Raw genomic sequence first — 23,272 nt, 5'->3', positions numbered from 1 at the left:
GGGGGGCCTGGTGGGAGGCGACCCCGGCGGCCCGACGCCGGAGCGCGCCACCGCGGAGGCCCACCAGCCGCGCACGCCGCGCCAGTGGGTGACCCTCGCGGTCGGGGTCGTCGTCCTCGTCGCGCTGTGCCTCGTGGCGGGGCGCTGGCAGTGGAACCGGTACGTCTCGCGCGAGGCGGAGATCGACCGCATCGAGACGAACTACACGTCCGAGCCCGTCCCGGTCGACGACGTCCTGGACGGTCCGGGCGCCACGCTCGACGAGGCCGACCTCTGGCGCCCCGTGACGCTCGTCGGCCGCTACGAGACCGACGCGACCGTCCTCCTGCGCAACCGCCCCGTCGGCGGCAGCCCCGGGTTCCACGTGCTCGTCCCGTTCGTGACGGACCCCACGCCGTCCGCGCCCGACGGGCTCGTCGTGGTCGTCGACCGGGGGTTCGTGCCGCTCGGCAGCGACGCCGTCACGCCGGGTGACGTCCCCGTGCCCCCGGAGGGCGAGGTCGAGGCGACCGTCACGCTGCGGGGCGACGAGCCGCCGTCGGGCCGGGACGCTCCCGACGGGCAGGTCCAGGCGATCGCGACCGACCAGGTGCTCGCCGCCGGGCCCGACGGCACCGCGTGGGCCGAGGGCCGGACCGTCGGCGCGTACGGCCAGCTCCGCACCGAGGTGCCGCCCGCGGCCGAGGCGCTGGAGGCGCTGCCCAAGCCCGACACCGACCCGGGGTCGCACCTGTCGTACGCGTTCCAGTGGGGCGTGTTCGCGATCGGCGCGGTCGCCGGGTTCTGGCTCCTGGTCCGCCGCGACCGCCGCGACGCGCGCGGCGAGGAGACGACGCTCACGGCAGGCGACCTGCTCGCCGCCCAGGACCCCGCCGGCACCCGCGCACGTCGCGAGCCGCGCAGCCGCCGGCCAAGCGCCGAGGACGAGGAGGACGCCCTCGTCGACGCCCAGCTCGGCGCGGGCCGCGAGACCGCGCAGGACCGGCCCGCTCAGGCCAGCGAGACGAGCTCCGCGTAGTCGTCGCTCCACAGGTCCTCGTCGCCGTCCGGCAGCAGCAGGACGCGCTCGGGCTCGAGCGCCTCGACCGCGCCGTCGTCGTGCGTGACCATGACGACCGCGCCCTCGTACGTCTTGAGCGCCCCGAGGATCTCGGCGCGCGAAGCCGGGTCGAGGTTGTTCGTCGGCTCGTCGAGGAGCAGCACGTTCGCCGCCGAGACGACGAGCGTCGCGAGCGCGAGGCGCGTCTTCTCCCCGCCGGACAGCACGTTCGTCGGCTTGTCCGCGTCGTCGCCGGAGAACAGGAACGACCCGAGCACGGAGCGCACCTGCGTGTCGGTGAGGTCGGGCGCGGCGTGGCGCAAGTTCTCGACGACGGTCGCGTCCATGTCGAGCGTGTCGTGCTCCTGGGCGTAGTAGCCGATCTTCAGACCGTGCCCAGGGTGGACCTCGCCCGTGTCCGGCTTCTCGACGCCGCCGAGGATCCGCAGGAGCGTCGTCTTGCCGGCGCCGTTGAGGCCGAGCACGACGACGCGGCTGCCGCGGTCGATCGCGAGGTCGACGCCCGCGAACACCTCCTGCGACCCGTACGCCTTGGACAGCCCGCTCGCGGTGAGCGGCGTGCGTCCGCACGGGGCCGGCTTGGGGAACCGCAGCTTGGCGACCTTGTCGGTCTGACGCTCGCCCTCGATGCCCGCGAGCATCTTCTCGGCGCGGCGCATCATCTGCTGCGCGGCCACAGCCTTGGTGGCCTTGGCGCGCATCTTCTCGCCCTGGGCGAGCAGCGCGCCCGCCTTCTTCTCGGCGTTCTGCCGCTCGCGACGGCGGCGGCGCTCGTCGGACTCGCGCTGCGCCAGGTACGCGTCCCACCCGAGGTTGTACTGGTCGAGCTCCCCGCGGTTCGCGTCGAGGTGGAAGACCTTGTTCACGGTGGCGCGCAGCAGCTCGACGTCGTGGGAGATCACGACGAACCCGCCGCCGTACGACTTGAGGTAGTCGCGCAGCCAGATGATCGAGTCCGCGTCGAGGTGGTTGGTCGGCTCGTCGAGGAGCAGCGTCTCGACCCCGGAGAACAGGATGCGCGCGAGCTCGATGCGGCGGCGCTGACCGCCGGACAGCGTGCTCAGCGGCTGCCCGAGCACCCGGTCGTCGAGGCCGAGGTTGCTCGTGATGCGGTGCGCCTCGCTCTCGGCCGCGTAGCCGCCCGCGGCGAGGAAGCGCGCCTCGAGCTTCGGGTAGCGCTCCATCGCGGCCTCGTGCGTCTCGACATCGGCGCTCGCCATCGCGCCCTCGGTCTCGCGCATCTGGCGCACGATCTTGTCGAGGTTGCGGGCCGAGAGCACGCGGTCCATCGCGATGACGTCGAGGTCTCCCGTGCGCGGGTCCTGCGGCAGATAGCCGATGTCGTTGCCGCGCGTGATCTTCCCGGCCGTCGGCTGGGTCTCCCCCGCGAGCGTCTTGGTCAGGGTCGTCTTGCCGGCGCCGTTGCGCCCGACGAGTCCGATCCGGTCGCCCGAGGCGATCTGAAAGTTCGCCTCGTGCAGCAGGACGCGGGCGCCGACGCGCAGCTCGACGCCGTGAGCGGTGATCACGGGAGGGTCCTCTCGGGTGGTGCGGGTGCCCGACGACGGCCCTCTCCCGGCCGGTCGGCCGGCGGCTCGTCGTGGGGCCGGGGCGCGTGCGCCCCGGCGTCCGGGCCTCGTCGATTCTACGGGGGCCCGGCGTCGCGTCCCACCCCATTCCGCCAGGGGCCCGTGCGAGAGCGGTGCTCGGCACCGGGATCGTGCTCGCGCGCCGGCCGGGCACCCGCACCAGGACGCCTGGCGCACGGCCCGGCGGTAGCGTTGACCTGTGACTTTCCAGGAGGGTGGCTCGTTCGAGGGCGGACGGGTCCGCAAGGGCGGCGGTCGGCGCGGCACGATGATCGCGGGCGGCGGGATCGGGGCCGTGCTCGTCGCGCTGCTCATCGCGTTCGTCGGCAACCAGACCGGTGTCGACCTCAGCGCGCTCACGGGCGGCGACGGGTCCGACTCGGGCGCGTACGGCGAGGGCCAGCAGGAGTACATCGACGCGTGCACGGCCGAGGAGGCGAACACGACGCGCGAGTGCCGCCTCAACGGCACCGTGCAGTCGCTCGACGCGTACTGGACCGACGCGCTCCCCGAGCAGGCGGGCGTCACGTACGACCTGCCCGAGGTCGTGAGCTTCACCGGGCAGGTCTCGACCGGCTGCGGCGCGGCGACGAGCGCCGTCGGGCCGTTCTACTGCCCGCCCGACCAGACCGTCTACATCGACCTCGGCTTCTACGACGACCTCACGAGCCGGTTCGGCGCCAACGACGGCGGCCTCGCGGAGATGTACGTCGTCGCGCACGAGTTCGGCCACCACATCGAGCAGCTCGTCGGCGCGATGGACGCGGCGAACCGGCAGGGCACCGGCCCCGAGTCCGACTCCGTGCGCATCGAGCTCATGGCCGACTGCCTCGCCGGCATGTGGGCCGGCCACGCCGCCAGCACCCCCGACCCGGACACCGACGTCATGTTCCTCGCCCCCATCACCGAGCAGGAGCTGAACGACGCCCTGTCGGCTGCGTCCGCCGTCGGCGACGACCGCATCCAGGAGGCCGCGACCGGCCAGGTGAATCCCGAGGGCTGGACCCACGGGTCGAGCGAGCAGCGCCAGCGCTGGTTCACCATCGGCTACAACGGCGGCACGCTCCAGGACTGCAACGCGCTGTCCGCGTCGACCCTCTGACCTCGGTCAGGATCCGTCGACCAGCGTCCCCAGCCGTGCGAGGCAGTCGCGCCAGCCCTCGGCGTAGGGGTCCCGGTTCTCCTCTGCCGTCTCGTGGACGACGCGCACGAGCGTCCTCGTGCCCGACGGCTCGAACGTCACGGTGACGGGGTCGGGACCGCCGTCGTCGGCGCCGTGGTCGAGCCACGTCCAGGTGAGCACGAGGCGGTCCGGGCGGTCGGCCGCGACGACGTCACCGCGAGCGCCGAACCCGCCGGTCGCCGTCTCGAAGCGGTAGCTGCCGCCGGGGCGGGGGTCGAGGTCGTAGACCGTGTCCGGGAACATGGGCCACCACCAGGTCGCGAGCCGGTCGGGCCGCGTCCAGGCCTCCCACGCCCCGTCCGGGCCGAGCGGCACGAGCGTCTCCACGGCCACCTCGGGCATCGTCGCCACCTCCTCCGGCGTCGCACGCCGGTCCCGGAGCCCGGCCGGGGCTCGCTAGAGCTCGATCGAGTACATGCGCGAGCCTGTCACCTTCTCGTAGCCCAGGCTCGCGTAGAGGCCGTGCGCGCCGGACGGGTTCTCGGTGTCGACGTCGAGCGCGGCGTACTGCATGCCGTCCGCGGCGAAGGCGCGCATCCCGGCCGCGAGCGCCGCGACGGCGACGCGACGCCCCCGGTACGCGCTGCGCACGCCGAGGATCTCGGTGTAGCCGAACGTGTAGCCGCGCACGGGGAAGTCCTCGTCGTAGCGGCCGGCCATCTCGTAGCCGACGACGAGCGGCTCGCCGGCGCGCAGGGCCGCGGCGGTCTCGGCGTCCGTCGTCGGGTCGGCGAGGAGCGCGTCGACGTCGGGCGCATCGTCGACCACGAGGAAGGACCACTGGGGCGCGAACTCGCTGCGCCCGTGCGTCCACGCCTCGGCGGTGCGGGGCTCGCTCCCCCAGTGGTCGCGGAACGCGTCGTTGTGCGCGAGCCTGGTCGCCTCGTCGAGCTCGTCCGACCACGGCACGAGGCGCAGCGACCCGTCGAGCGGCACGTCGGGGAGGGGCGCGGACAGGTCGCGGCGCAGGTCGGAGTAGAAGCGGCGGGTCTCGAGCCCGAAGCGCGCGTAGAGCCGCGCCTTCGCCGGCGGGTCGGTGTCCTCGCCGTAGGTGAGCAGGCGCCCGGGCAGCTCCTTGCCGCTCGCTGCGAGCAGCTGGCGCCCGCGCGCGATCTCCCACGCGAACAGCTCGCGCCCGACCCCGCGCCCGCGATGGGTGGGATGGACGCCGCCCCAGAGGAACGCGCGCACGGTGTTCGCGTCCCCCGGGTTGGTGTCGACCAGCGCGTACGCGCGCAGCGTGCCGTCGGCGTCGACCCCGACGAGCGAGTCGGTCGCGAGGTCGCGCCACGGCGCGGTGAACAGCTCCTCGACCTCGCCGATCGTCTCGCGGTACGGCTCCTGGTCCGCCGCGGCGATGCCGTTGCGCAGGACGAGCAGCGCGGGCGCGTCGGCCGGCACGGCATGCCGCCAGGTCAGGTCGCCCGCCGTGACGGCCGGGAGGGTCGACGGCGCGGCGGCGCGCTCCGCGATCGGAGCGAGCGTCGCGGGGGCCGGGTTCTCGACCTGGTCGGTCGCGGGAGAGGACATGCCGACCACGGTAGGTGCGTCCGCGCCGTCGGGCACGCGCTTTTCGTGTTCCCCGTCACCCGGTCACCCGGTGAGGGATGCACCGCCGCGCGAAGGACGCACGTCGAGGTGCGACTCTCGATCGGGAGTGCATCCCTCGCCGAGCACGGCGGTCCGCTGAGACGGCTCCCCACGACCGGGCGGGCGCGATCTACGCTGCGTAGCATGCCGATCGTCGTACCCCAGGACCTCGCCGACGCCCGTTCCCGGGCCCTTGCCGACGCGCTGCGCACGCGCGTCGTCGTCGCCGACGGCGCGATGGGAACGATGATCCAGGAGCAGGACCCGACGCTCGAGGACTACCAAGGGCTCGAGGGCTGCAACGAGATCCTCAACGTCTCGCGGCCCGACATCATCGCCGCGGTGCACGACGCCTACCTCGAGGTCGGCGTCGACGCGATCGAGACGAACACGTTCGGCGCCAACTGGTCGAACCTGTCGGACTACGACATCGACGACCGGATCCGCGAGCTCGCCGCGGCCGGGGCGAGGATCGCGCGCGAACGGGCCGACGCGTTCGCGACCGACGAGCAGCCGCGCTGGGTGCTGGGCTCGATGGGGCCGGGGACCAAGCTGCCGAGCCTCGGGCACACGACGTACGCGCACCTGCGCGACACGTTCGCCGAGCAGGCCGCGGGGCTGCTGGAGGGCGGGGTCGACGCGATCCTGGTCGAGACGAGCCAGGACCTGCTCCAGGCGAAGGCCGCCGTGACGGGCTCCCGGAACGCGATGCGCGACGTCGGGCGCGAGGTCCCCGTCATCGTCCAGGTCACGGTCGAGACCACGGGCACGATGCTCATGGGCTCGGAGATCGGGGCCGCGCTCACGACGCTCCAGGCGCTCGACGTCGACGCGATCGGGCTCAACTGCGCGACCGGCCCGGCGGAGATGAGCGAGCACCTGCGCCACCTGTCGCGGCACGCCGAGATCCCCGTGACGTGCATGCCGAACGCCGGGCTGCCCGTGCTGGGCCCGAACGGCGCGACGTACCCGCTCACGCCCGACGAGCTCGCAGCCGCGCACACGCAGTTCGTCACCGAGTTCGGCCTGGGGCTCGTCGGAGGCTGCTGCGGCACCACGCCCGAGCACCTGCGCCGCGTCGTCGAGGCGGTGCGTGCGCGGCCCGTCGTCGAGCGGCACCCGGAGCGGGAGAACGGCGTCGCGAGCCTGTACTCGCACACGGACCTGCACCAGGACGCGTCGTTCCTCGCGATCGGCGAGCGGACGAACGCCAACGGGTCGAAGGCGTTCCGCGAGGCGATGCTCGCGGAGAACTGGGACGAGTGCGTCGAGATCGCGCGGGCGCAGACGCGCGACGGCGCGCACCTGCTCGACGTGTGCATCGACTACGTGGGCCGCGACGGCGTCGCGGACGTGAAGCAGGTCGTCTCGCGCCTCGCGAGCGCGTCGACGCTCCCGCTCGTCATCGACTCGACCGAGCCCGAGGTGATCGCGGCGGGGCTCGAGCTCGTCGGCGGGCGCGCCGTCGTGAACTCGGTGAACTTCGAGGACGGCGACGGCCCGACGTCGCGGTTCGCGCGGATCATGCCGCACGTCGTCGAGCACGGCGCGGCCGTCGTCGCGCTGACGATCGACGAGGAGGGCCAGGCGCGCACCGCGTCGGGAAAGGTGGAGATCGCGACCCGGCTCGTCGAGACGCTCACGCGCGACTGGGGCATGCGCGTGGACGACATCATCGTCGACGCCCTGACGTTCCCCATCGCCACGGGCCAGGAGGAGACGCGCCGCGACGCGATCGAGACGATCGAGGCGATCCGCGAGATCACGCGCCGCTACCCCGGCATCCACACGACGCTCGGGGTGTCGAACGTGTCGTTCGGGCTCAACCCCGCGGCGCGCACCGTGCTCAACTCCGTGTTCCTCCACGAGGCCGTCGAGGCCGGCCTGGACTCCGCGATCGTGCACGCCGCGAAGATCCTCCCCCTCGCGCAGATCCCCGCCGAGCAGCGCGAGGCCGCGCTCGACCTCGTGTGGGACCGGCGGCGGTACGACGACGAGGGGAACCTCGTGCACGACCCGCTCGCTCGGCTCCTGGAGCTGTTCGAGGGCGTGGACTCGGCGGCGCTCAAGGACCAGCGCGCCGCGGAGCTCGCCGCGCTGCCGGTCGGCGAGCGGCTCGAGCGCCGGATCGTCGACGGCGCACGGAAGGGCCTCGAGGAGGACCTCGACACCGCGATGGCGTCCGGGCTCAAGGCCCTCGACATCGTCAACGACCACCTGCTCGAGGGCATGAAGGTCGTGGGCGACCTCTTCGGGCGCGGCGAGATGCAGCTCCCGTTCGTGCTCCAGTCCGCCGAGGTCATGAAGACGGCCGTCGCCTACCTCGAGCCGCACATGGAGAAGATCGAGGGCTCGACCGGGTCCAAGGGCACGATCGTCCTCGCGACCGTGCGCGGCGACGTGCACGACATCGGCAAGAACCTCGTCGACATCATCCTCACGAACAACGGCTACACCGTCGTCAACATCGGCATCAAGCAGCCGATCTCGGCCATGATCGAGGCCGCGGAGCAGCACGACGCCGACGTGATCGGCATGTCCGGCCTCCTCGTGAAGTCGACGGTCGTCATGAAGGAGAACCTCGAGGAGCTCGCGTCGCGCGGGCTCGCCGGGCGCTGGCCCGTGCTCCTCGGCGGCGCCGCGCTCACGCGCACCTACGTCGAGGACGACCTCGCGGGCCAGTTCCCCGGCGTCGTCCGGTACGCGCGCGACGCGTTCGAGGGCCTGCGCCTCATGGAGCCGCTCGTCCGCGTGGCGCGCGGCGAGTCGCCCGACGCCGTCGGGCTGCCCGCGCTCAAGACGCGCCGCCACGCCGTGGTCACCGTGACCGAGACGCCCGTCGAGGACCTGCCCGCGCGGTCCGACGTCGCGGCCGACAACCCGGTGCCCGCTCCCCCGTTCTGGGGCACGCGCCTCGTCAAGGGCGTGCAGCTCGCCGAGTACGCGGCGTTCCTCGACGAGCGCGCGACGTTCATGGGCCAGTGGGGCCTGAAGCCGGGGCGCGGCGACGAGGGCGCGTCGTACGAGGAGCTCGTCGAGACCGAGGGCCGCCCCCGGCTCAAGTCCTGGTACGAGCGCATCCGCACCGACGGCGTCGTGAACCCGTCGGTCGTGTACGGGTACTTCCCGGTCTGGTCGGAGGGCGACGACGTCGTCGTCGCGCACCACGGCGCCGGGCTCGCAGGGATCGGTGCGCCCGACGGCGGGTCGGGCGGCGAGCCGGGGACCGAGCGGCTGCGCTTCACGTTCCCGCGCCAGCGCCGCGACCGGCACCTGTGCCTCGCCGACTTCGTCAAGCCGCGGTCGTGGGTCGAGGAGACCGGCCGGTACGACGTGCTGCCCGTCCAGCTCGTCACGATGGGTGCGACCGTCGAGCCCTACACCGCGAAGCTCTTCGCCGCGAACCAGTACCGCGAGTACATGGAGCTCCACGGCCTGTCCGTGCAGCTGACCGAGGCCCTGGCGGAGATGTGGCACACCCGCGTCCGCGACGAGCTCGGGTTCGCCGACGAGGACCCCACCGAGGTCGAGGGCATGTTCAAGCTCGAGTACCGCGGCGCCCGCTTCTCCCTCGGCTACCCCGCCTGCCCGGACATGGAGGACCGCACCAAGGTCGTCGAGCTCCTGCGCCCCGAGCGCGTGGGGGTCGAGCTCTCGGCGGAGCTCCAGCTCCACCCGGAGCAGTCGACCGACGCGTTCGTGTTCCACCACCCCGAGGCGAAGTACTTCAGCGTCTGACAGCCTCAGGGTTCTGGAGCTCACGGGCAGGAGGTCAGGCCCACCTCCAGGTACTCACGACCTGCTCGATGAGTTCGTCGCCGTTGTCGTAGGGGGTGCGATCCCGATCACGAAGAACTGGACCGCGTCGTCGCCCGGCGTGAACGGCTCTGGTGCGAACGCGGTGATGAAGGCCTTCGTCCGCGTCTCCGCGAAGGTGCCTTCGACCCGCGTGATGTTCGCCGGGACACCGCCGAGGGTGGTCGGTTCGTGCAGACTGAGGATCGTGCCGTTCTCCGCGAAGTACGAGTCCGCGAGGGCGTCGACGGCGCGGTCGAGGTCGGTCCCGACTCCCCACGCGTCGGACGTCGAGACGCGCACTGGTTCGACCTTCACCCGACCGTAGACCGCTCCGACTCCCGTCGGCACCACTGCGCCATCGGTGACCTCTCCCCAGAGCTCGAGTGCGCCCAGGCACAGGTTCTCGTCGTCGGACGAGATGTTGTTCACGAACGTCCGCGGGCCCTCGTAGGACCAGCACGGCGTCGCGATCGGCTGGCCCGAGACGATCGAGAAGTCCTGGTCCGTAGGAAGTGCGGAGGTCGTCGGCGCACCCTCGCTCTGTGCCGGCACCGCATCACCCGAGTCGTCGTGGGTCGCGATGTCGTGGGGGAAGGCGCAGCCGCTCAGCGCAAGGAGCAGGCCGACGAGGGCGAGGCCCGCGATCCCGTGGCCGACGGATGTCGTCCGGCCGGGCGCAGCCGGCTCGCCGGAACGGTGCCGCGCGACATCGGTCGTGGTCGTGTGCTCGTGCAGGGTGTGCAAGTTGATCCTCCAGGCCGTGTGTGCTCCTGGCTCGAACGCTAGACGGCACGGCGGCGTGAGCACGGGTTGTCCACAGGTTTGGAGATGATCGACCGGGCGAGCGCGATGAGTTCTTCGACGGCCACCGGTCTACCCCTCGACCCAGACGACGAGCACACCGGAGCGGGCCATGGGATCGATCGAGATCGAGCTGTTCACGACTCTCGACCTCGTCGGGCAGGCGCCCGGCGGGCCGGAGGAGGACCCGGAGGGCGGGTTCGCGTTCGGCGGCTGGCAGGCGCCGCTGATCGACGACGTCGCGGGCGCGCAGATCGCCGCGGCGTACGAGGGCACGGACGCGCTGCTGCTCGGACGGCGCACGTACGACATCTTCGCGTCGTACTGGCCGTTCCAGGAGGGCGGGCAGGACGACGACTTCGCGGCACTGTTCAACCGCGTCCCCAAGTACGTCGCGTCGCACGGCACGCCTGACCTGCCGTGGGACGGGTCGACGTTGCTCGGCCCGGACCTGCCTGCCGCGGTGCGCGAGGTGCGCGACCGGCACGAGCACGTCAAGGTCGTCGGCAGCCTCGACCTGGTGCAGACGCTGCTGCACGAGAGGCTTTTCGACCGGCTCGACCTGTGGGTGCACCCCATCGTGCTCGGCACGGGCAAGTCGGTGTTCGACGGCGGCGCCGTCCCCACGAACCTCACCCTCCTCGAACCACCGGCACCCAGCCCCCACGGGACCGTCCTGCTGCGCTACGGCCTCGCCGCCGGCACCCCAGGGACGGGTGACATGAGCGAGCCGGGACGCGGCGTCGGGCAGGACGCCTGATCCAGGAGCGCCATCGGGCACGAGAGCCCGTCGGCGCCCGGCGGCTCGGAGCCCATGCACCCCGGACCCACGAGTCCGCACCCCAGGAAACCGACCTCAGGAGACGTGCCCATGACGATCCAGCGACTCGACAACGTGGCGGTCGTCGTCGACGACCTCGACGCGGCCGTCGCGTTCTTCGCCGAGCTCGGGATGGAGCTCGAGAACCGGATGACGATCGAAGGCCGGTGGGCCGAGCGCGTCGTCGGGCTCGACGGCCTGCGGTCGGAGATCGCGATGATGCGCGTCCCCGACGGGCACGGGCGCCTCGAGCTCACCCGGTACCACGCGCCAGCGCCGCTCGACCTCGCCCTGAGCACGGCCCCGCCGAACGTGCTGGGCCTGCACCGGGTGATGTTCGCCGTCGACGACATCGACGACACGGTGCGGCGCCTCGGGCCCCACGGCGGCGTGGTGATGGGGGAGATCGTCGAGTACGAGGGCGTCTACCGGCTCTGCTACCTCCGCGGACCCGGCGGCGTCATCGTGGGGATCGCGGAGCAGCTCGGCTGAGACCTCGCCGGCGCTACGAGGCGGCCGCCGGCTCGCCGCGCAGGATCGACGTCATCTTCTTGCCGCGCGCGACCTCGTCGACGAGCTTGTCGAGGTAGCGGATCTTCTGCATGAGCGGGTCGTCGATGTCCTCGACCCGGACGCCGCAGATCACCCCGGTGATGAGCGAGGCGTTCGGGTTCATCGCCGGTGCCCGGTCGAAGAACTCCTCGAGCGTGATCTCGTCCGCGATCGCCTGCGCCAGGCCGGCGTCGTCGTAGCCGGTGAGCCAGCGGACGACCTGGTCGAGCTCGTCCGTCGAGCGCCCCTTGCGCTCCACCTTGGTCACGTAGAGCGGGTAGATGCTCGCGAAGCTCGTCCCGAAGATCCGGTGTCCCGCCATGGGTGTCCTCCTCCTGCCGCGAACGAGCCGGTCGCCGGTTCGGCACATGCGGCTGTCCGGCACGGACCACGCTACCGCGCGGGTCAGGCGGGCCGGGCTGCGGCCATCCCGTGCGCCGTCTCGAGCCGGTCCACGAGCAGCGTGCCCGCCGCGACGAGCGGCACGAGCACCAGGTTGCCCAGCAGCATCGTGCGCAGGAACGGCAGGCCCGCGACGTAGCTCGCGACGAGCCCGTCCACGGAGGCCGGGTACCAGACGCCACGGCCCTGGAACCAGACGCCGAAGTTGGTCCACGCGAAGAACCACAGCGAGCCCGCGACGCCGAACGCGGCGCCCGCGCCGACCCGGCGCCACCCGGTCGTGTTCCGCGCGAGCAGCGAGCCCAGCCCGACCACGAGCCAGGCGCTCCACGTGAAGAGCGCGATCGCCGTGTTGCCGAGCACGACGTCGGACACGACCGTCACGGCCAGCGGCACGACGAACGCCCAGCGCGAGCGCAGCAGGAACGTCGCCGCGAACGTCGCGGCCGTGACGAGCTCGAGGTTGGCGGGCGCGCCCAGGTCGGCGCGCACGAGCCGCCAGACGACGGCGAGCGCCGCGAGCGCCACGACGAGCGCCGGGCGCCACCAACGGGTCACCATCGAGGCCTGCGAACCCGTCACGAGGTGAACGTCTCGAGCTTCCACGTGATCTCGTCCCCGTCCTTGGTCTCGAGGGATCCTGCTCCCACGGTAGCCATCTCGTCGTTCACGTACAGCGCCCAGAACTCGCTGTCCGGGTCGGCCGCGACGCCGTCGATCGCCGTGACGAACGCGTTCTCGCCCTCGCCGGTCACCTGGGCGGACGGGTCCGCCTCGAGCAGCAGGTCGAGCGCGGTGGCGCCGGCGCGCCCCTCGTACGAGAACTCGGGGGCGTCCTCGGCGTCGTCCGACTCGTCGTCGGACGCCTCGTCCGTCGCGTCGTCGGCCGGGGCGCTCGACTCCTCGCTCGCGGTCGACGTGGACGGCGACGCGGCGTCGGCGGCCGGCTCGTCGGTAGAGGAGCACCCGGCCAGCAGCCCCGCGGCGAGCAGGACGGCGGTCAGGGCGGTGAGCGGGCGCGCGGAGGCGTCGCGGAGAGTTCGGAGGGTCACGACGACAGCGTACGGAGCGTGCGCGGACGCGCGCCCGGACGCCCGCCAGTCGGACGACGCACCGTCATCCGATCTCCTCCCCCGCGACGGCCTTGGCGGCCAGCCGCTCCTCCTCGCTGACCTCCCAGACCTCGTAGGCGGAGTGGAGCGCGAGGAGGATGATCCCGCACCCGAGCACGAGGTCCGGCCAGCCGGAGCCGGTCCACGCGGTCACGAGCCCCATCGCGATGACGGCGACGTTGACGAGCACGTCGTTGCGCGCCGACAGGAACGCCGCCCGGCTGAGCGACCCGCCGTGGTGCCGTACCCGCACCAGGAGCCACGCGCACACGCCGTTGACGACGATCGCCCCGAGCGAGGCGAGGACGAGCGGCACGACGTGGGGCGCCGTCGGGTCGCCGAAGCGCTGCACGGCCTCCCACGCCGCGAAGAGGGCGGGACCGAGGATGAGCAGCGCCATGACCTTGCCCAGGGCCGCGCGCCGCGCGAGCGGGAAGCCCAGCGCGACGGCGATGAGCAGGTTGATCGCCGTGTCCTCGAGGAAGTCGACGCTGTCGGCGAGCAGCGACACCGACCCCGCCGCGAGCGCGACGGTCAGCTCGACGACGAAGTACGCCAGGTTGAGCGCCGCGACGACCAGGACGACACGACGCAGGCGGCGCGCGACGTCGGCCTCGTCGGACCGGCGCGCGTCCTGTCCGGCGGTCACCGTCAGACGTCGATGCGGGCGTGGTCCAGCTCGGCCGCCCCCGCGACGATGAACTCCTTGCGCGGCGCGACGTCGCTGCCCATGAGCAGCTCGAACACGCGCTCCGCCGCCTCGGCGTGCTCGGCCGTGACGCGACGCAGGGTGCGGTGGCGTGGGTCCATCGTCGTCTCGGCGAGCTGGTCGGCGTCCATCTCCCCCAGGCCCTTGTACCGCTGGATGTCGTCCTTGTAGCGGCGCCCGGCCTTGTCGAGCTTCTTGAGGGTCGCGGCGAGCTCGGCCTCGGAGTACGTGTAGATGTACTCGTTCTTGCGACGGCCAGCACCGATGACCTCGATCCGGTGCAGCGGCGGCACGGCCGCGAACACGCGGCCCGCCTCGACGAGCGGCTTCATGTACCGGTAGAAGAGCGTGAGCAGCAGGGTGCGGATGTGGGCGCCGTCGACGTCCGCGTCCGTCATGAGCACGATCTTGCCGTAGCGCGCGGCCTCGAGGTCGAACGACCGCCCGGAGCCGGCACCGAGGACCTGGATGATCGCGGTGCACTCGGCGTTGCGGAGCATGTCGCTCACGGACGCCTTCTGCACGTTGAGGATCTTGCCGCGGATGGGCAGCAGCGCCTGGAAGTCGGAGCTGCGCGCGAGGCGCGCGGTGCCGAGCGCGCTGTCGCCCTCGACGATGAACAGCTCGCTGCGCTCGACGTCGTCGCTGCGGCAGTCGACGAGCTTGGCCGGCAGGGACGACGTCTCGAGCGCGTTCTTGCGCCGCGAGATCTCCTTCTGCTTGCGTGCCGTGATGCGCGCGCGCATCTCCGCCACGACCTTGTCGAGCAGCAGCGCGGCCTGCGTCTTCTCGTCGCGCTTGGTCGACGTGAGGAGGGCGTTCAGCTCCTTCTCCACCACGCGCGACACGATGCCGCGCACGGGCGCGGTGCCGAGCACTTCCTTGGTCTGGCCCTCGAACTGCGGCTCCGCGAGGCGGACGGTCACGACGGCGGTCAGGCCCGCGAGGACGTCGTCCTTCTCGATGCGCTCGGAGGCGTCCTTCGTCGAGACCTTGAGGCGGCGCGCGTTGGTCTCGACGGACTTGCGCAGCACCTTGAGCAGGCCCTGCTCGAACCCGCCGAGGTGGGAGCCGCCCTTGGGCGTGGCGATGATGTTGACGAAGCTGCGGACCTCGGTCTCGTAGCCCGTGCCCCAGCGGAGCGCGACGTCGACCTCGCAGTCGCGCTGGACGGCCTGCGGCGTCATGTGGCCGCGGTCGTCGAGCACCGGGACGGTCTCGCTGAAGGACCCGGAGCCGGTGAGGTGCCAGGTCGCGGTGACGGGCGTGTCCGGCGCGAGGAAGTCGACGAAGTCGACCGACCCGCCGGTGTGCACGAACGTCTCCTCGTGCGGCCCGGACTCCCCCGGCGTCCCGGGGACGCCGCGCTCGTCGCGCACGGTGATCTCGAGGCCCGGGACGAGGAACGTCGTCTGGCGCACGCGCGTGACGAGCTCGTCGTAGGAGAAGACGGCGGTCTTGAGGAAGATCTGACGGTCGGCCCAGTAGCGCACGCGCGTACCCGTGACGCCGCGCTTCGTCTTCCCGACGACGGCGAGCTCCGACCCGGAGACGAACGGCTCGAACGGGGCGTCGGGAGTCGGGCCCGACTTCGGGTCCGTGAAGACGCCGGGCTCGCCGCGGTGGAACGTCATGCGGTGCGTCTTGCCGCCGCGGTCGACCTCGACGTCCAGGCGCGAGGACAGCGCGTTGACGACGGACGCGCCGACGCCGTGCAGACCGCCCGACGCGGTGTACGACCCACCGCCGAACTTGCCGCCCGCGTGCAGCTTGGTGAACACCACCTCGACGCCGGACAGGCCGGTCTTGGGCTCGATGTCGACGGGGATGCCGCGGCCGTCGTCCTCGACCGTCACGGACGAGTCGGCGTGCAGCACGACGAGGATCTTGGAGCAGTTCCCGGCGAGCGCCTCGTCGACGGAGTTGTCGATGATCTCCCACAGGCAGTGCATGAGGCCGCGCGAGTCGGTGGTCCCGATGTACATGCCCGGGCGCTTGCGCACGGCCTCGAGGCCCTCGAGCACGGACAGGTGCCGAGCGGTGTAGCTGGACTCAGCGGAGGTGGTCGTCACGGCGGCAAGCCTAGACGAGCGCGCCCACACCGTTGCGCTCCCCCGCCGCGGGCCCGCCCGGCTCCGGCCTCGGCACGCGACCCGGTACGGCTCGGCACGGACCTCGCACGGACCCGAGACGCTTCGCGGGTAGCGAACCCGGTGCCCCCACGGGACGAATCCTGAGGACCGGATGGTTTGATGTTCATGTGACTGCTATGACGACCACCACCGAACCGCTGACCGCGGCCGACCGCTGCGACCGCTGCGGGGCCCAGGCGTACGTCCGCGTGGTCCTGCCGAGCGGTGAGCTGCTGTTCTGCGGCCACCACGCGCGGGCGCACGCCGACGCCTACACCGACCTCGCGACGTCCATCCAGGACGAGACCGACAAGCTGCTCGCGGAGCACGGCGCGCGCTGACCCGCCGCTCGCACCGCCCGGCGCCGCGCCACGAGCGCGAGGCTGCCGGGAGCGCCGCGAGGACCGGCTCCACCGCCCGGTCCGGCGGCCCACGACCGACGACACGACGAAGGCCCCGAGGAGATCGGTGGTTTCTAGGGGTCCTCGCAACACCTGATGGTCTATGTGGCCGTCAGTAGATCACGCAGACGCTCGGCTGGGGTATCCCAGTCGAGCGTCTTGCGTGGTCGTCCGTTGAGCTCTTGGGCGACGTGGCTCGAGGTCCTCGGGGCCGAAGACCTTGAGGTCGGTGCCCTTGGGGAAGTACTGGCGTAGTAGTCCGTTGGTGTTCTCGTTGCTGCCGCGCTGCCAAGGTGAGTGCGGGTCGCAGAAGTAGACCGGCACGTCCGTGGCGATCGTGAACTGCTTGTGCGCGGCCATCTCGCAGCCCTGGTCCCAGGTCAGCGAGCCGCGTAGGTGCGCCGGCAGGGTCCCGATCAGCGAGACGAGCACGTCTCGCACCTCCTCGGCGGTGTGTGTGCCGGGCAGGTGACCCAGCATCACGTAGCGAGTGGTGCGCTCGACCAGGGTCACGATCGCGGACCGTGTCCCGGTCCCGACGATCAGGTCGCCTTCCCAGTGACCGGGCACCGCCCGGTCTTCGACCTCGGGCGGGCGTTCGGAGATCATCACCATCTCGTCCACGAACCGGGGCGTGCGCTGGCCGGGGCTGCGGTGGGGCTTGCGTCGGGTGCGTCCCGTGCGCAACGCGGTCGCGACCTCACGCTTCAGACCGCCGCGGGCCTGGACGTAGAGCGCCTGGTAGATCGTCTCTGTATCACCCGCATGCTCTCGTCGTCCGGATGCTCCGTGACCAGAGCGTGACAGATCTGCTCGGGCGACCACCGCATCGCGAGCTTCGCGGTCACGTACTCGCGCAACGGTCCAGGCCGGACGAGCTTGGATTCCTTGGGGCGCGGGCGGGACGCGACCCAAGCCCGCTGCGCCGTATACGGGCGATAGACGCCCTCCACGGACCGCGCATCGATCTCCCGCTTGATCGTCGAGGCCGGGCGACCCAACGCCCGCCCGATCGCCCGCAACGACGCACCCTCCCGGCGCAGGTCCGCGATCAGCTCCCGCTCGGTCAACGTCAAGAATCGTGGATCCAGTCCGGCTTCGAGGGCGGCCGCCGACAGCGCCTCGGACACATCGACATGAGTCGCCACCCCCGTGTTGTAGTCCACCCGACGACCATCGCGATACGTTCGCGAGCTGCGTGTCTTACGAACCCCGTGATCCCAGTCCCGCGCGGTGCGCTCGTTGACGCCGACCTGCTCGGCGGCACGCCGCCGAGACACACCAGCACGCCGAAGACGCGCGTACTCACCCCTGCCAGGATGCGGCCCATGACCGCCGACACCTGCCGAGCGGCGACCAGCCCTACGCACCCACCCCGCAGCGGTATGCCGGTTCACCCCGACCATGCGCGCCGCGACCGTCGTACTCCCGACGTCATCGAAGACCTCGAAGAATCTCGCCCTGAGCGCCCCACGCTCGTCCTGAAACGCCACGGTCCCCGCAACCCCCAGAAACTCTGGGTGTTGCGAGGACCGCTAGAACCGGCCGATCTCCTCGGGGCCTTCGTGCGTCTCGACGCTTCTCGCCGTCGGGCGGCCGGGCCGTGGGGGCCGGCCGCCCGAGGGCGGGACGTCAGTCGAGGTAGTCGCGCAGGACCTGCGAGCGGCTCGGGTGCCGCAGCTTCGACATCGTCTTGGACTCGATCTGGCGGATGCGCTCGCGCGTCACGCCGTAGACCTTGCCGATCTCGTCGAGCGTCTTGGGCTGCCCGTCGGACAGGCCGAACCGCATCGAGACGACGCCCGCCTCGCGCTCGCTGAGCGTGTCGAGCACCTGGTGGAGCTGCTCCTGCAGGAGCGTGAAGCTCACGGCGTCGGCCGGGACGATCGCCTCGGAGTCCTCGATGAGGTCGCCGAACTCGCTGTCGCCGTCCTCGCCGAGGGGCGTGTGCAGCGAGATGGGCTCGCGGCCGTACTTCTGGACCTCGACGACCTTCTCCGGGGTCATGTCGAGCTCCTTGGCGAGCTCCTCGGGCGTGGGCTCACGACCCAGGTCCTGCAGCATCTGCCGCTGCACGCGCGCGAGCTTGTTGATGACCTCGACCATGTGCACCGGGATACGGATGGTGCGTGCCTGGTCCGCCATCGCGCGCGTGATCGCCTGACGGATCCACCACGTCGCGTACGTCGAGAACTTGTAGCCCTTGGTGTAGTCGAACTTCTCGACCGCACGGATCAGACCGAGGTTGCCCTCCTGGATCAGGTCCAGGAACAGCATCCCGCGGCCCGTGTACCGCTTGGCCAGCGACACCACCAGACGCAGGTTCGCCTCCAGCAGGTGGTTCTTCGCCCGCTTGCCGTCGTGCGCGATCCACTGCAGCTCACGCTTGAGCTTGCGGTCCAGGTCGTCGCCCTCGGCCGCGAGCTTCTCCTCCGCGAACAGGCCGGCCTCGATCCGCTTCGCGAGCTCGACCTCCTGCTCCGCGTTCAGCAGCGCGACCTTGCCGATCTGCTTGAGGTAGTCCTTGACGGGGTCCGCGGTCGCACCCGCGGTCACGACCTGCTGGACCGGCGCGTCGTCCTCGTCGGCGTCCGACACGACGAAGCCCGTCTCCTCGGGCTCCTCGGTCGCGGCACCGGCGGCGGGCTTCTTCGTGCCCGTGTCCGCGGCCGCGTCCTCGTCGTCCTCGGTCACGTCGATCTCGAGGTCCTCGACCTCGACCTCGGCGTCGTCCTCGTCGTCGTCCTTCTTCTTGGCGCGCGCGGGCGTCGCCTTCGCCTTGGCCGGCGCCTTGGCCGCGGTCTTGCGCGCGGCGGGCTTCGCGGGGCCGGTGGACGGAGCGGCCTCGGCCGCGTCGCCCTCGGCGGCCGGGGCGGCCTTGGTGGCGGTCGTCGTGCGCTTGGTCGCCGACGCGGACTTCGCCGCCGCGGGCTTGGTGCGCGCCGTCGTCGTGCTGCGCGGCGACGCCGCCGCGGCGACCTTCGTCGTGGTCGGGATGTCGACCTCGACGCCGGCGCCTGCGAGCGCGCGGAAGACCGCCTTCAGCCGCTTGGCGTCGTTGACGGCGGCCTGCTCGCACGCGGTGCGGAAGCTCTCGGCGTCGACGCGACCGTTCGCGCTGCCGCGCCGCAGGAGCTCCTGCAGGGCGGGGTGCTCGAACTCTCGCGGGAGTGCGGAAATCGGGGTTGAGGGCGCCACAAACCGACCTTTCGGCAATCATGGGGGGCGGTAGGGCCGCCGGAGCGGGGACGTGAACCGTGAAGTGCGGGCTTCTCGTGGACTCTCACGGTGAGTCGTCGGGCTCTAGCGGATACCTATATTGTACCGGCGATCCGTGCACCGGACGCCGCGACACGAGGTGAGGTCGGACCTGACCGCCTCGCGGCCGGCCCGCGCACCACGTCTCGGCGACGTCCGACACCCGGGTCCTGGCCTGTACAACGGCCGGGCACCCGCGAAGATTCCCTGCTCAGGCCCCCGCACGCTCGGGCTTGACGGCGAGCACCGGGCAGGGCGCGTCGAGCAGGATGCGCTGCGCGTTCGACCCGAGGATGAGCTTGCCGACCGGGCTGCGACGGCGCAGGCCGATGACGATGAGGTCCGCCGAGGACCGCTCGGCGGCGCTCACGAGGTCCTCGGCGAGGTCGGACGTCCCCCGCTCGCGGCGCAGCGTCGTCCCCGTCCCCTCGAGCCGCTCCTCGACCCGGCGCAGGTCGTCCTCGTGCGCGGCGACGAGCTCGGGCGTCGAGGTCGACGCCTCCGTGACGACGACCACGAGCTCGGTGCCGCGGCGGACGGCCTCGGTAGCCGCGCTGTCGAGGGCCTCACGACCCTCGGGCGTGCTCAGGTGCGCGACGACGACGCTCATGTGTCCTCCGGGAACGGATCGTGGGCGCGGTCGGCCGCGGGCGGCGACCGCAGGTCGTGTTGCGGTCGAACCTACCCGAACCCGCGCGCCGCGGCTCACACGTCGGCGCGGATCCAGCCCGGCGCGACCCCCGCGTCGAGCGCGCTCGACAGCAGGAGGGCGAGCCGGTACGTCGGGTCCTCCGCGAGGGCCTCCTCGAGCCGCCGTCCCGCCCTGCCGCCGTCCCCGTGCCACCAGGCGACGAGCGCGAGGAGCGTGAGCGCCGGGGCGGTGCTCCCGCGCGGCGCGTGGGCCACGACCGCCTCGAGCACGGCGCGGGCGGGGCCGGTCACGTCCGGGTCCGGCGCCAGCCCCGCCGCCGGGTCGACGATCGACGCGATCGCGTGCGCCGTCCCGGCGTCGACGTCGCCGCCACGGACCGTGCGGTCGGCGAGGTCGCCCGTCCCGGGCACGAGCGAGACGAGCACCGCGTCGCGCACCGGGACCGCCTCGAGCCCGGCCGCGAGCCTGCCGAGGACCGTGGCGGGAGGCAGCCCGGTACCGGTCCCCGCGCCCAGGGCCTCACCCCCGGCGCGGTCCTGCTCGTGCGCGACCGCGCGGGCGACCGCCGCGCGCCACTCGGCCAGGCTCTCGACACGTCGGGCGACGGCGCCGGCGTCCGGGTCGGCCCAGGTGCCGGGAGCACCACCCTCGCGAGCGCGGTCCCGCACGCGGCGTGCGGCGCGCGCCGCACGCCGCCGCGCGTCGGCGCCCGCGCGCGGGATGCGCAGCGCCTCCTCGCGCGAGTCCGCGAGCGCGGCCCCCGCGAGCACCATGTGCGCGCCCACCTCGCTCGACTCGAGCTCGCGCAGCGGACGACCGCCCGGCGGGCAGCACTCGTCCTCGGCGCAGTCGAGCGCGTACCAGCCGCTCGGCGACACGACCCAGACGTCCACGGGACCGTGGTGCGGCTCGACCGCCTCCCGGCAGTGCTCGACGGCGGCCCGCGCGACGGCGGTCCCGACCCCGCCGGACCGCAGCGGCGCGTCCGTGTACACGACGAGGACGACGCGCTGCGCGCCGTCGGCGGCGAGGTGCCCGACGACGGAGCGCGCGAGCTGCGGGCCGTGCTCGAGGTCGGCGACGTCAGCCACGTCCACCCGGACGACGAGGCCGACCCGACCGCGCGGCGGTCGCAGCCCGACGAGGACGACGCTGTCCTGGGGACGGTAGCCGAGCCGGTAGGGGACGTAGGCGAGGAGCTCGCGCGGGCCCTGGGCCCGGATCAGCGTGGTCATGAGGCCCATCCCAGCCCGTCCCGGCGGCTCGCGGGGCGAGCGCGCGAACGCCTGTGGACGCCCGGTGCCCGGTCCCGACCCGTCGCTCCGCCTGTGGTCCACCCCCGAGGCAGGTGGTGGCTCGCGGACGCCCGGGTGGCTACGGTGTGCGCGTGCCACCACGAACCCGAGCCCGCGCGCGGCGAGCGGACACGTCCGCCCACGCGTCCGCCGTCGTCCTCGCCGTGGCGCTGCTCGGCACGACGCTCGCGGGCTGCCAGGCGGGCCCGGACGACGTCCAGGGGGCCACCGGGCCCCGTGACACGCCTGCGTCCCCCGCCGAGGAGGCTGCCGGCGCCCCCGGCACGCCGCTGCCCGACTACGACGCGGACTCCGCCGTCGGGGACCTCGTGGAGGGCTTCCCGGCAGAGCTCGTCACGGTCCCCGCGGGCGCCCAGGTGCTCGCGAGCTCGGCCCGGCCGTCCGGGGACGGCACGCTGGTCGACGTCACCCTCAACCTGCGCTCGGACGAGCCCGTCGACGCGCTCACCGCCTACTACACGGAGGCGCTCGGCGCCGCCGGGTTCGCGGTGTCGCCCTCGAGCGTCCCGAGCGCGCTCACCTCCCTCACGACGTTCGTCCGGACGCCGGCCCCCGAGTCCCCCACCGAGTCGCTGGCCGTCGGCGTGTTCGACGACGAGACCGAGCGACTGGTGACGATCAGCGGGCAGGTCGCGGCCGGCTGACGGGTCCTCCCGTGGGACGACGCCGCCGAGGCGCCGCACCGCATAGGCTGCCCCCGTGCCGAACCCGTCGCTGCCGACCTCGTCCTCGCCCGAGCCCCACGTCCCGGGGGCCTCTCGGAGCGTCACCGACCCGAGCCCGAGCGCGCTCGTCGACCGGGAGGGCGTGCGCGCCGGGGTCGACGAGGCCCTGCACGTCTCGACCGCCGCGCTGCGCGAGGAGCTCTCCTCCACGCACCCCGACGCCGACCCCCTCGCCGACGCGACGGACGAGCTGCTCGCCGGTGGCAAGCGCCTGCGGGCGGCCTTCTGCTACTGGTCATGGCGCGCGCACGGCGGCGACCCGGACGGCCCGCACCGCGCCGTCGCGCTCCGCGCGGGCGCGGCGCTCGAGCTGTTCCAGGCCGCTGCGCTCTTCCACGACGACGTCATGGACGCCTCCGACACCCGGCGCGGGCGTCCGACCGCGCACCGCGCGTTCGGGGCGCGGCACCGCGGGCTCGGCTGGTCGGGCGACGCGGACCGCTACGGAGAGAACACGGCGATCCTGCTCGGCGACCTCGCGCTCATCGCGAGCCACCGCGAGCTCGGCGACGCGCTCGACGCCCTCCCCGCCGACGTCGCGACCCGGTCGCGCGTCGTCTTCGGTCGCATGCAGACCGAGGTGATCGTCGGGCAGTACCTCGACGTGCAGGCGCAGGTGCTCCCCTGGGGCGACGACCCCGCGGCCGACGAGGAGCGCGCACGGGCCGTGATCCGGTCGAAGTCCGCGCGGTACAGCGTCGAGCACCCCATCGCGCTCGGTGCGGCGCTCGCCGGGGCCGACGAGGACGCCGTGGCGGCGACGAGCGCGTTCGGTCTGCCCGTGGGCGAGGCGTTCCAGCTGCGCGACGACGTGCTCGGCGTGTTCGGGGACGCGCGTGTCACGGGCAAGCCCGCGGGCGACGACCTGCGCGAGGGCAAGCGCACGGTGCTCGTCGTGCGTGCGCTCGCCGCCGCGACGCCCGCGCAGCGCGACCTCCTGCTCACGCACCTGGGCGACCCGGACCTCGACGCGAGCACGGTCGAGGACCTGCGCGCCGTGCTCGTCGACACCGGCGCGCGCGACGCCGTGGAGTCCCTCATCGCCGAGCTCACCGACCGCGCGTCGTCGGCCCTCGCCGACGCCGGGCTCGCCGAGCCCGGGGCCACGATGCTCGGGCTGCTCGCGCAGGCCGCGGTCGAGCGCACCGCCTGACGCCGCCGCCTCGGGACCG

20 protein-coding genes and 1 pseudogene are annotated in these 23,272 nt (G+C 72.8%); 8 read left to right on the top strand and 13 right to left on the bottom strand.

Going from position 1 to position 23,272, the window contains the following annotated elements; all coding sequences use genetic code 11:
• The first annotated feature begins 10 nt into the window (after window positions 1–10).
• On the top strand, window positions 11–1,018 hold the full coding sequence (locus ACFC2L_RS13905; RefSeq protein WP_375824879.1) for an SURF1 family protein: 1,008 nt from the start codon (window positions 11–13) through the stop codon (window positions 1,016–1,018).
• Here ACFC2L_RS13905 and ACFC2L_RS13900 read toward each other — a convergent pair.
• A complete protein-coding gene (locus ACFC2L_RS13900; RefSeq protein WP_375824878.1) occupies window positions 991–2,589 on the bottom strand; it encodes an ABC-F family ATP-binding cassette domain-containing protein in 1,599 nt (532 codons plus the stop codon). The genes ACFC2L_RS13905 and ACFC2L_RS13900 overlap by 28 nt on opposite strands.
• A gap of 259 nt (window positions 2,590–2,848) precedes the next feature.
• Between ACFC2L_RS13900 and ACFC2L_RS13895 the strand changes: the two genes are divergently transcribed.
• Window positions 2,849–3,751: a neutral zinc metallopeptidase gene (locus tag ACFC2L_RS13895; RefSeq protein ID WP_375824877.1), complete on the top strand. Its 903-nt coding sequence runs from the start codon at window positions 2,849–2,851 to the stop codon at window positions 3,749–3,751.
• A 6-nt stretch (window positions 3,752–3,757) separates the two neighbouring features.
• Here ACFC2L_RS13895 and ACFC2L_RS13890 read toward each other — a convergent pair whose 3' ends face one another.
• Window positions 3,758–4,174: an SRPBCC domain-containing protein gene (locus ACFC2L_RS13890; RefSeq protein WP_375824876.1), complete on the bottom strand. Its 417-nt coding sequence runs from the start codon at window positions 4,172–4,174 to the stop codon at window positions 3,758–3,760.
• A gap of 54 nt (window positions 4,175–4,228) precedes the next feature.
• Window positions 4,229–5,362 carry a GNAT family N-acetyltransferase gene (locus tag ACFC2L_RS13885; protein ID WP_375824875.1) on the bottom strand — a complete coding sequence of 378 codons (1,134 nt, stop codon included), beginning with the start codon at window positions 5,360–5,362 and terminating at the stop codon, window positions 4,229–4,231.
• A gap of 204 nt (window positions 5,363–5,566) precedes the next feature.
• Between ACFC2L_RS13885 and metH the strand changes: the two genes are divergently transcribed.
• The gene (gene metH / locus ACFC2L_RS13880; protein WP_375824874.1) at window positions 5,567–9,160 is read left to right on the top strand and encodes a methionine synthase; all 3,594 of its coding nucleotides are present in this window, start codon (window positions 5,567–5,569) and stop codon (window positions 9,158–9,160) included.
• Between the two features lie 54 nt (window positions 9,161–9,214).
• Here the strand turns inward: metH and ACFC2L_RS13875 are convergent, their stop codons facing one another.
• The gene (locus tag ACFC2L_RS13875) at window positions 9,215–9,964 is read right to left on the bottom strand and encodes a hypothetical protein (protein WP_375824873.1); all 750 of its coding nucleotides are present in this window, start codon (window positions 9,962–9,964) and stop codon (window positions 9,215–9,217) included.
• A gap of 169 nt (window positions 9,965–10,133) precedes the next feature.
• Between ACFC2L_RS13875 and ACFC2L_RS13870 the strand changes: the two genes are divergently transcribed.
• Together ACFC2L_RS13870 and ACFC2L_RS13865 are read left to right on the top strand one after the other, a co-directional pair.
• A complete protein-coding gene (locus tag ACFC2L_RS13870; protein ID WP_375824872.1) occupies window positions 10,134–10,781 on the top strand; it encodes a dihydrofolate reductase family protein in 648 nt (215 codons plus the stop codon).
• Between the two features lie 111 nt (window positions 10,782–10,892).
• Complete coding sequence (locus ACFC2L_RS13865; RefSeq protein WP_375824871.1) at window positions 10,893–11,333, top strand: VOC family protein; 441 nt, start codon at window positions 10,893–10,895, stop codon at window positions 11,331–11,333.
• A gap of 13 nt (window positions 11,334–11,346) precedes the next feature.
• Here ACFC2L_RS13865 and ACFC2L_RS13860 read toward each other — a convergent pair whose 3' ends face one another.
• From ACFC2L_RS13860 to ACFC2L_RS13840, 5 genes are all read right to left on the bottom strand, one after another.
• The gene (locus ACFC2L_RS13860; RefSeq protein WP_375824870.1) at window positions 11,347–11,715 is read right to left on the bottom strand and encodes a DUF2200 domain-containing protein; all 369 of its coding nucleotides are present in this window, start codon (window positions 11,713–11,715) and stop codon (window positions 11,347–11,349) included.
• 83 nt (window positions 11,716–11,798) lie between these two features.
• Complete coding sequence (locus ACFC2L_RS13855) at window positions 11,799–12,377, bottom strand: DUF6580 family putative transport protein (protein WP_375824869.1); 579 nt, start codon at window positions 12,375–12,377, stop codon at window positions 11,799–11,801.
• A complete protein-coding gene (locus ACFC2L_RS13850) occupies window positions 12,374–12,847 on the bottom strand; it encodes a DUF4430 domain-containing protein (protein WP_375824868.1) in 474 nt (157 codons plus the stop codon). The genes ACFC2L_RS13855 and ACFC2L_RS13850 overlap by 4 nt, the downstream gene beginning before the upstream one ends.
• A 64-nt stretch (window positions 12,848–12,911) precedes the next feature.
• Window positions 12,912–13,556, bottom strand: a complete 645-nt coding sequence (locus tag ACFC2L_RS13845; RefSeq protein ID WP_375824867.1) for a cation transporter — start codon at window positions 13,554–13,556, stop codon at window positions 12,912–12,914.
• A gap of 2 nt (window positions 13,557–13,558) precedes the next feature.
• A complete protein-coding gene (locus ACFC2L_RS13840; protein WP_375824866.1) occupies window positions 13,559–15,688 on the bottom strand; it encodes a type IIA DNA topoisomerase subunit B in 2,130 nt (709 codons plus the stop codon).
• A gap of 197 nt (window positions 15,689–15,885) precedes the next feature.
• On the opposite strand from ACFC2L_RS13840, the gene ACFC2L_RS13835 reads away from it, so the two are divergent.
• Entirely contained in the window at window positions 15,886–16,089 is a 204-nt protein-coding gene (locus ACFC2L_RS13835; protein ID WP_375824865.1) for a hypothetical protein, read from the top strand.
• Between the two features lie 161 nt (window positions 16,090–16,250).
• Here ACFC2L_RS13835 and ACFC2L_RS13830 read toward each other — a convergent pair.
• The 4 genes and pseudogenes from ACFC2L_RS13830 to ACFC2L_RS13815 form a co-directional block, all read right to left on the bottom strand.
• A pseudogene (locus ACFC2L_RS13830) lies at window positions 16,251–17,429 on the bottom strand (IS30 family transposase).
• A 352-nt stretch (window positions 17,430–17,781) separates the two neighbouring features.
• The gene (locus tag ACFC2L_RS13825) at window positions 17,782–19,347 is read right to left on the bottom strand and encodes an RNA polymerase sigma factor (RefSeq protein WP_375824864.1); all 1,566 of its coding nucleotides are present in this window, start codon (window positions 19,345–19,347) and stop codon (window positions 17,782–17,784) included.
• Window positions 19,348–19,618: 271 nt separating this feature from the next.
• Complete coding sequence (locus tag ACFC2L_RS13820; protein WP_375824863.1) at window positions 19,619–20,017, bottom strand: universal stress protein; 399 nt, start codon at window positions 20,015–20,017, stop codon at window positions 19,619–19,621.
• 95 nt (window positions 20,018–20,112) lie between these two features.
• Complete coding sequence (locus ACFC2L_RS13815; RefSeq protein WP_375824862.1) at window positions 20,113–21,294, bottom strand: DUF4192 domain-containing protein; 1,182 nt, start codon at window positions 21,292–21,294, stop codon at window positions 20,113–20,115.
• A gap of 152 nt (window positions 21,295–21,446) precedes the next feature.
• Between ACFC2L_RS13815 and ACFC2L_RS13810 the strand changes: the two genes are divergently transcribed.
• Both ACFC2L_RS13810 and ACFC2L_RS13805 read left to right on the top strand, forming a co-directional pair.
• Window positions 21,447–22,019, top strand: coding sequence for a hypothetical protein (locus ACFC2L_RS13810; RefSeq protein ID WP_375824861.1), 573 nt, complete (start codon window positions 21,447–21,449; stop codon window positions 22,017–22,019).
• Window positions 22,020–22,074: 55 nt separating this feature from the next.
• Window positions 22,075–23,253 carry a polyprenyl synthetase family protein gene (locus ACFC2L_RS13805; RefSeq protein WP_375824860.1) on the top strand — a complete coding sequence of 393 codons (1,179 nt, stop codon included), beginning with the start codon at window positions 22,075–22,077 and terminating at the stop codon, window positions 23,251–23,253.
• Window positions 23,254–23,272 lie beyond the last annotated feature (19 nt).

The sequence above is a fragment of the Cellulosimicrobium sp. NPDC055967 genome (assembly GCF_042269845.1).
Lineage (GTDB): Bacteria > Actinomycetota > Actinomycetes > Actinomycetales > Cellulomonadaceae > Cellulosimicrobium.
Note: the sequence above shows the minus strand (reverse complement) of the source record. Positions and strands in the feature narration are given on the sequence as shown.

Coding starts and splice junctions, on each gene's coding strand:
- ACFC2L_RS13820 (WP_375824863.1), bottom strand. CDS start 20,017: ATGAGCGTCGTCGTCGCGCACCTGAGCACGCCCGAGGGTCGTGAGGCC.
- ACFC2L_RS13890 (WP_375824876.1), bottom strand. CDS start 4,174: ATGCCCGAGGTGGCCGTGGAGACGCTCGTGCCGCTCGGCCCGGACGGG.
- ACFC2L_RS13865 (WP_375824871.1), top strand. CDS start 10,893: ATGACGATCCAGCGACTCGACAACGTGGCGGTCGTCGTCGACGACCTC.
- ACFC2L_RS13815 (WP_375824862.1), bottom strand. CDS start 21,294: ATGACCACGCTGATCCGGGCCCAGGGCCCGCGCGAGCTCCTCGCCTAC.
- ACFC2L_RS13860 (WP_375824870.1), bottom strand. CDS start 11,715: ATGGCGGGACACCGGATCTTCGGGACGAGCTTCGCGAGCATCTACCCG.
- ACFC2L_RS13885 (WP_375824875.1), bottom strand. CDS start 5,362: ATGTCCTCTCCCGCGACCGACCAGGTCGAGAACCCGGCCCCCGCGACG.
- metH (WP_375824874.1), top strand. CDS start 5,567: ATGCCGATCGTCGTACCCCAGGACCTCGCCGACGCCCGTTCCCGGGCC.
- ACFC2L_RS13870 (WP_375824872.1), top strand. CDS start 10,134: ATGGGATCGATCGAGATCGAGCTGTTCACGACTCTCGACCTCGTCGGG.
- ACFC2L_RS13835 (WP_375824865.1), top strand. CDS start 15,886: ATGACGACCACCACCGAACCGCTGACCGCGGCCGACCGCTGCGACCGC.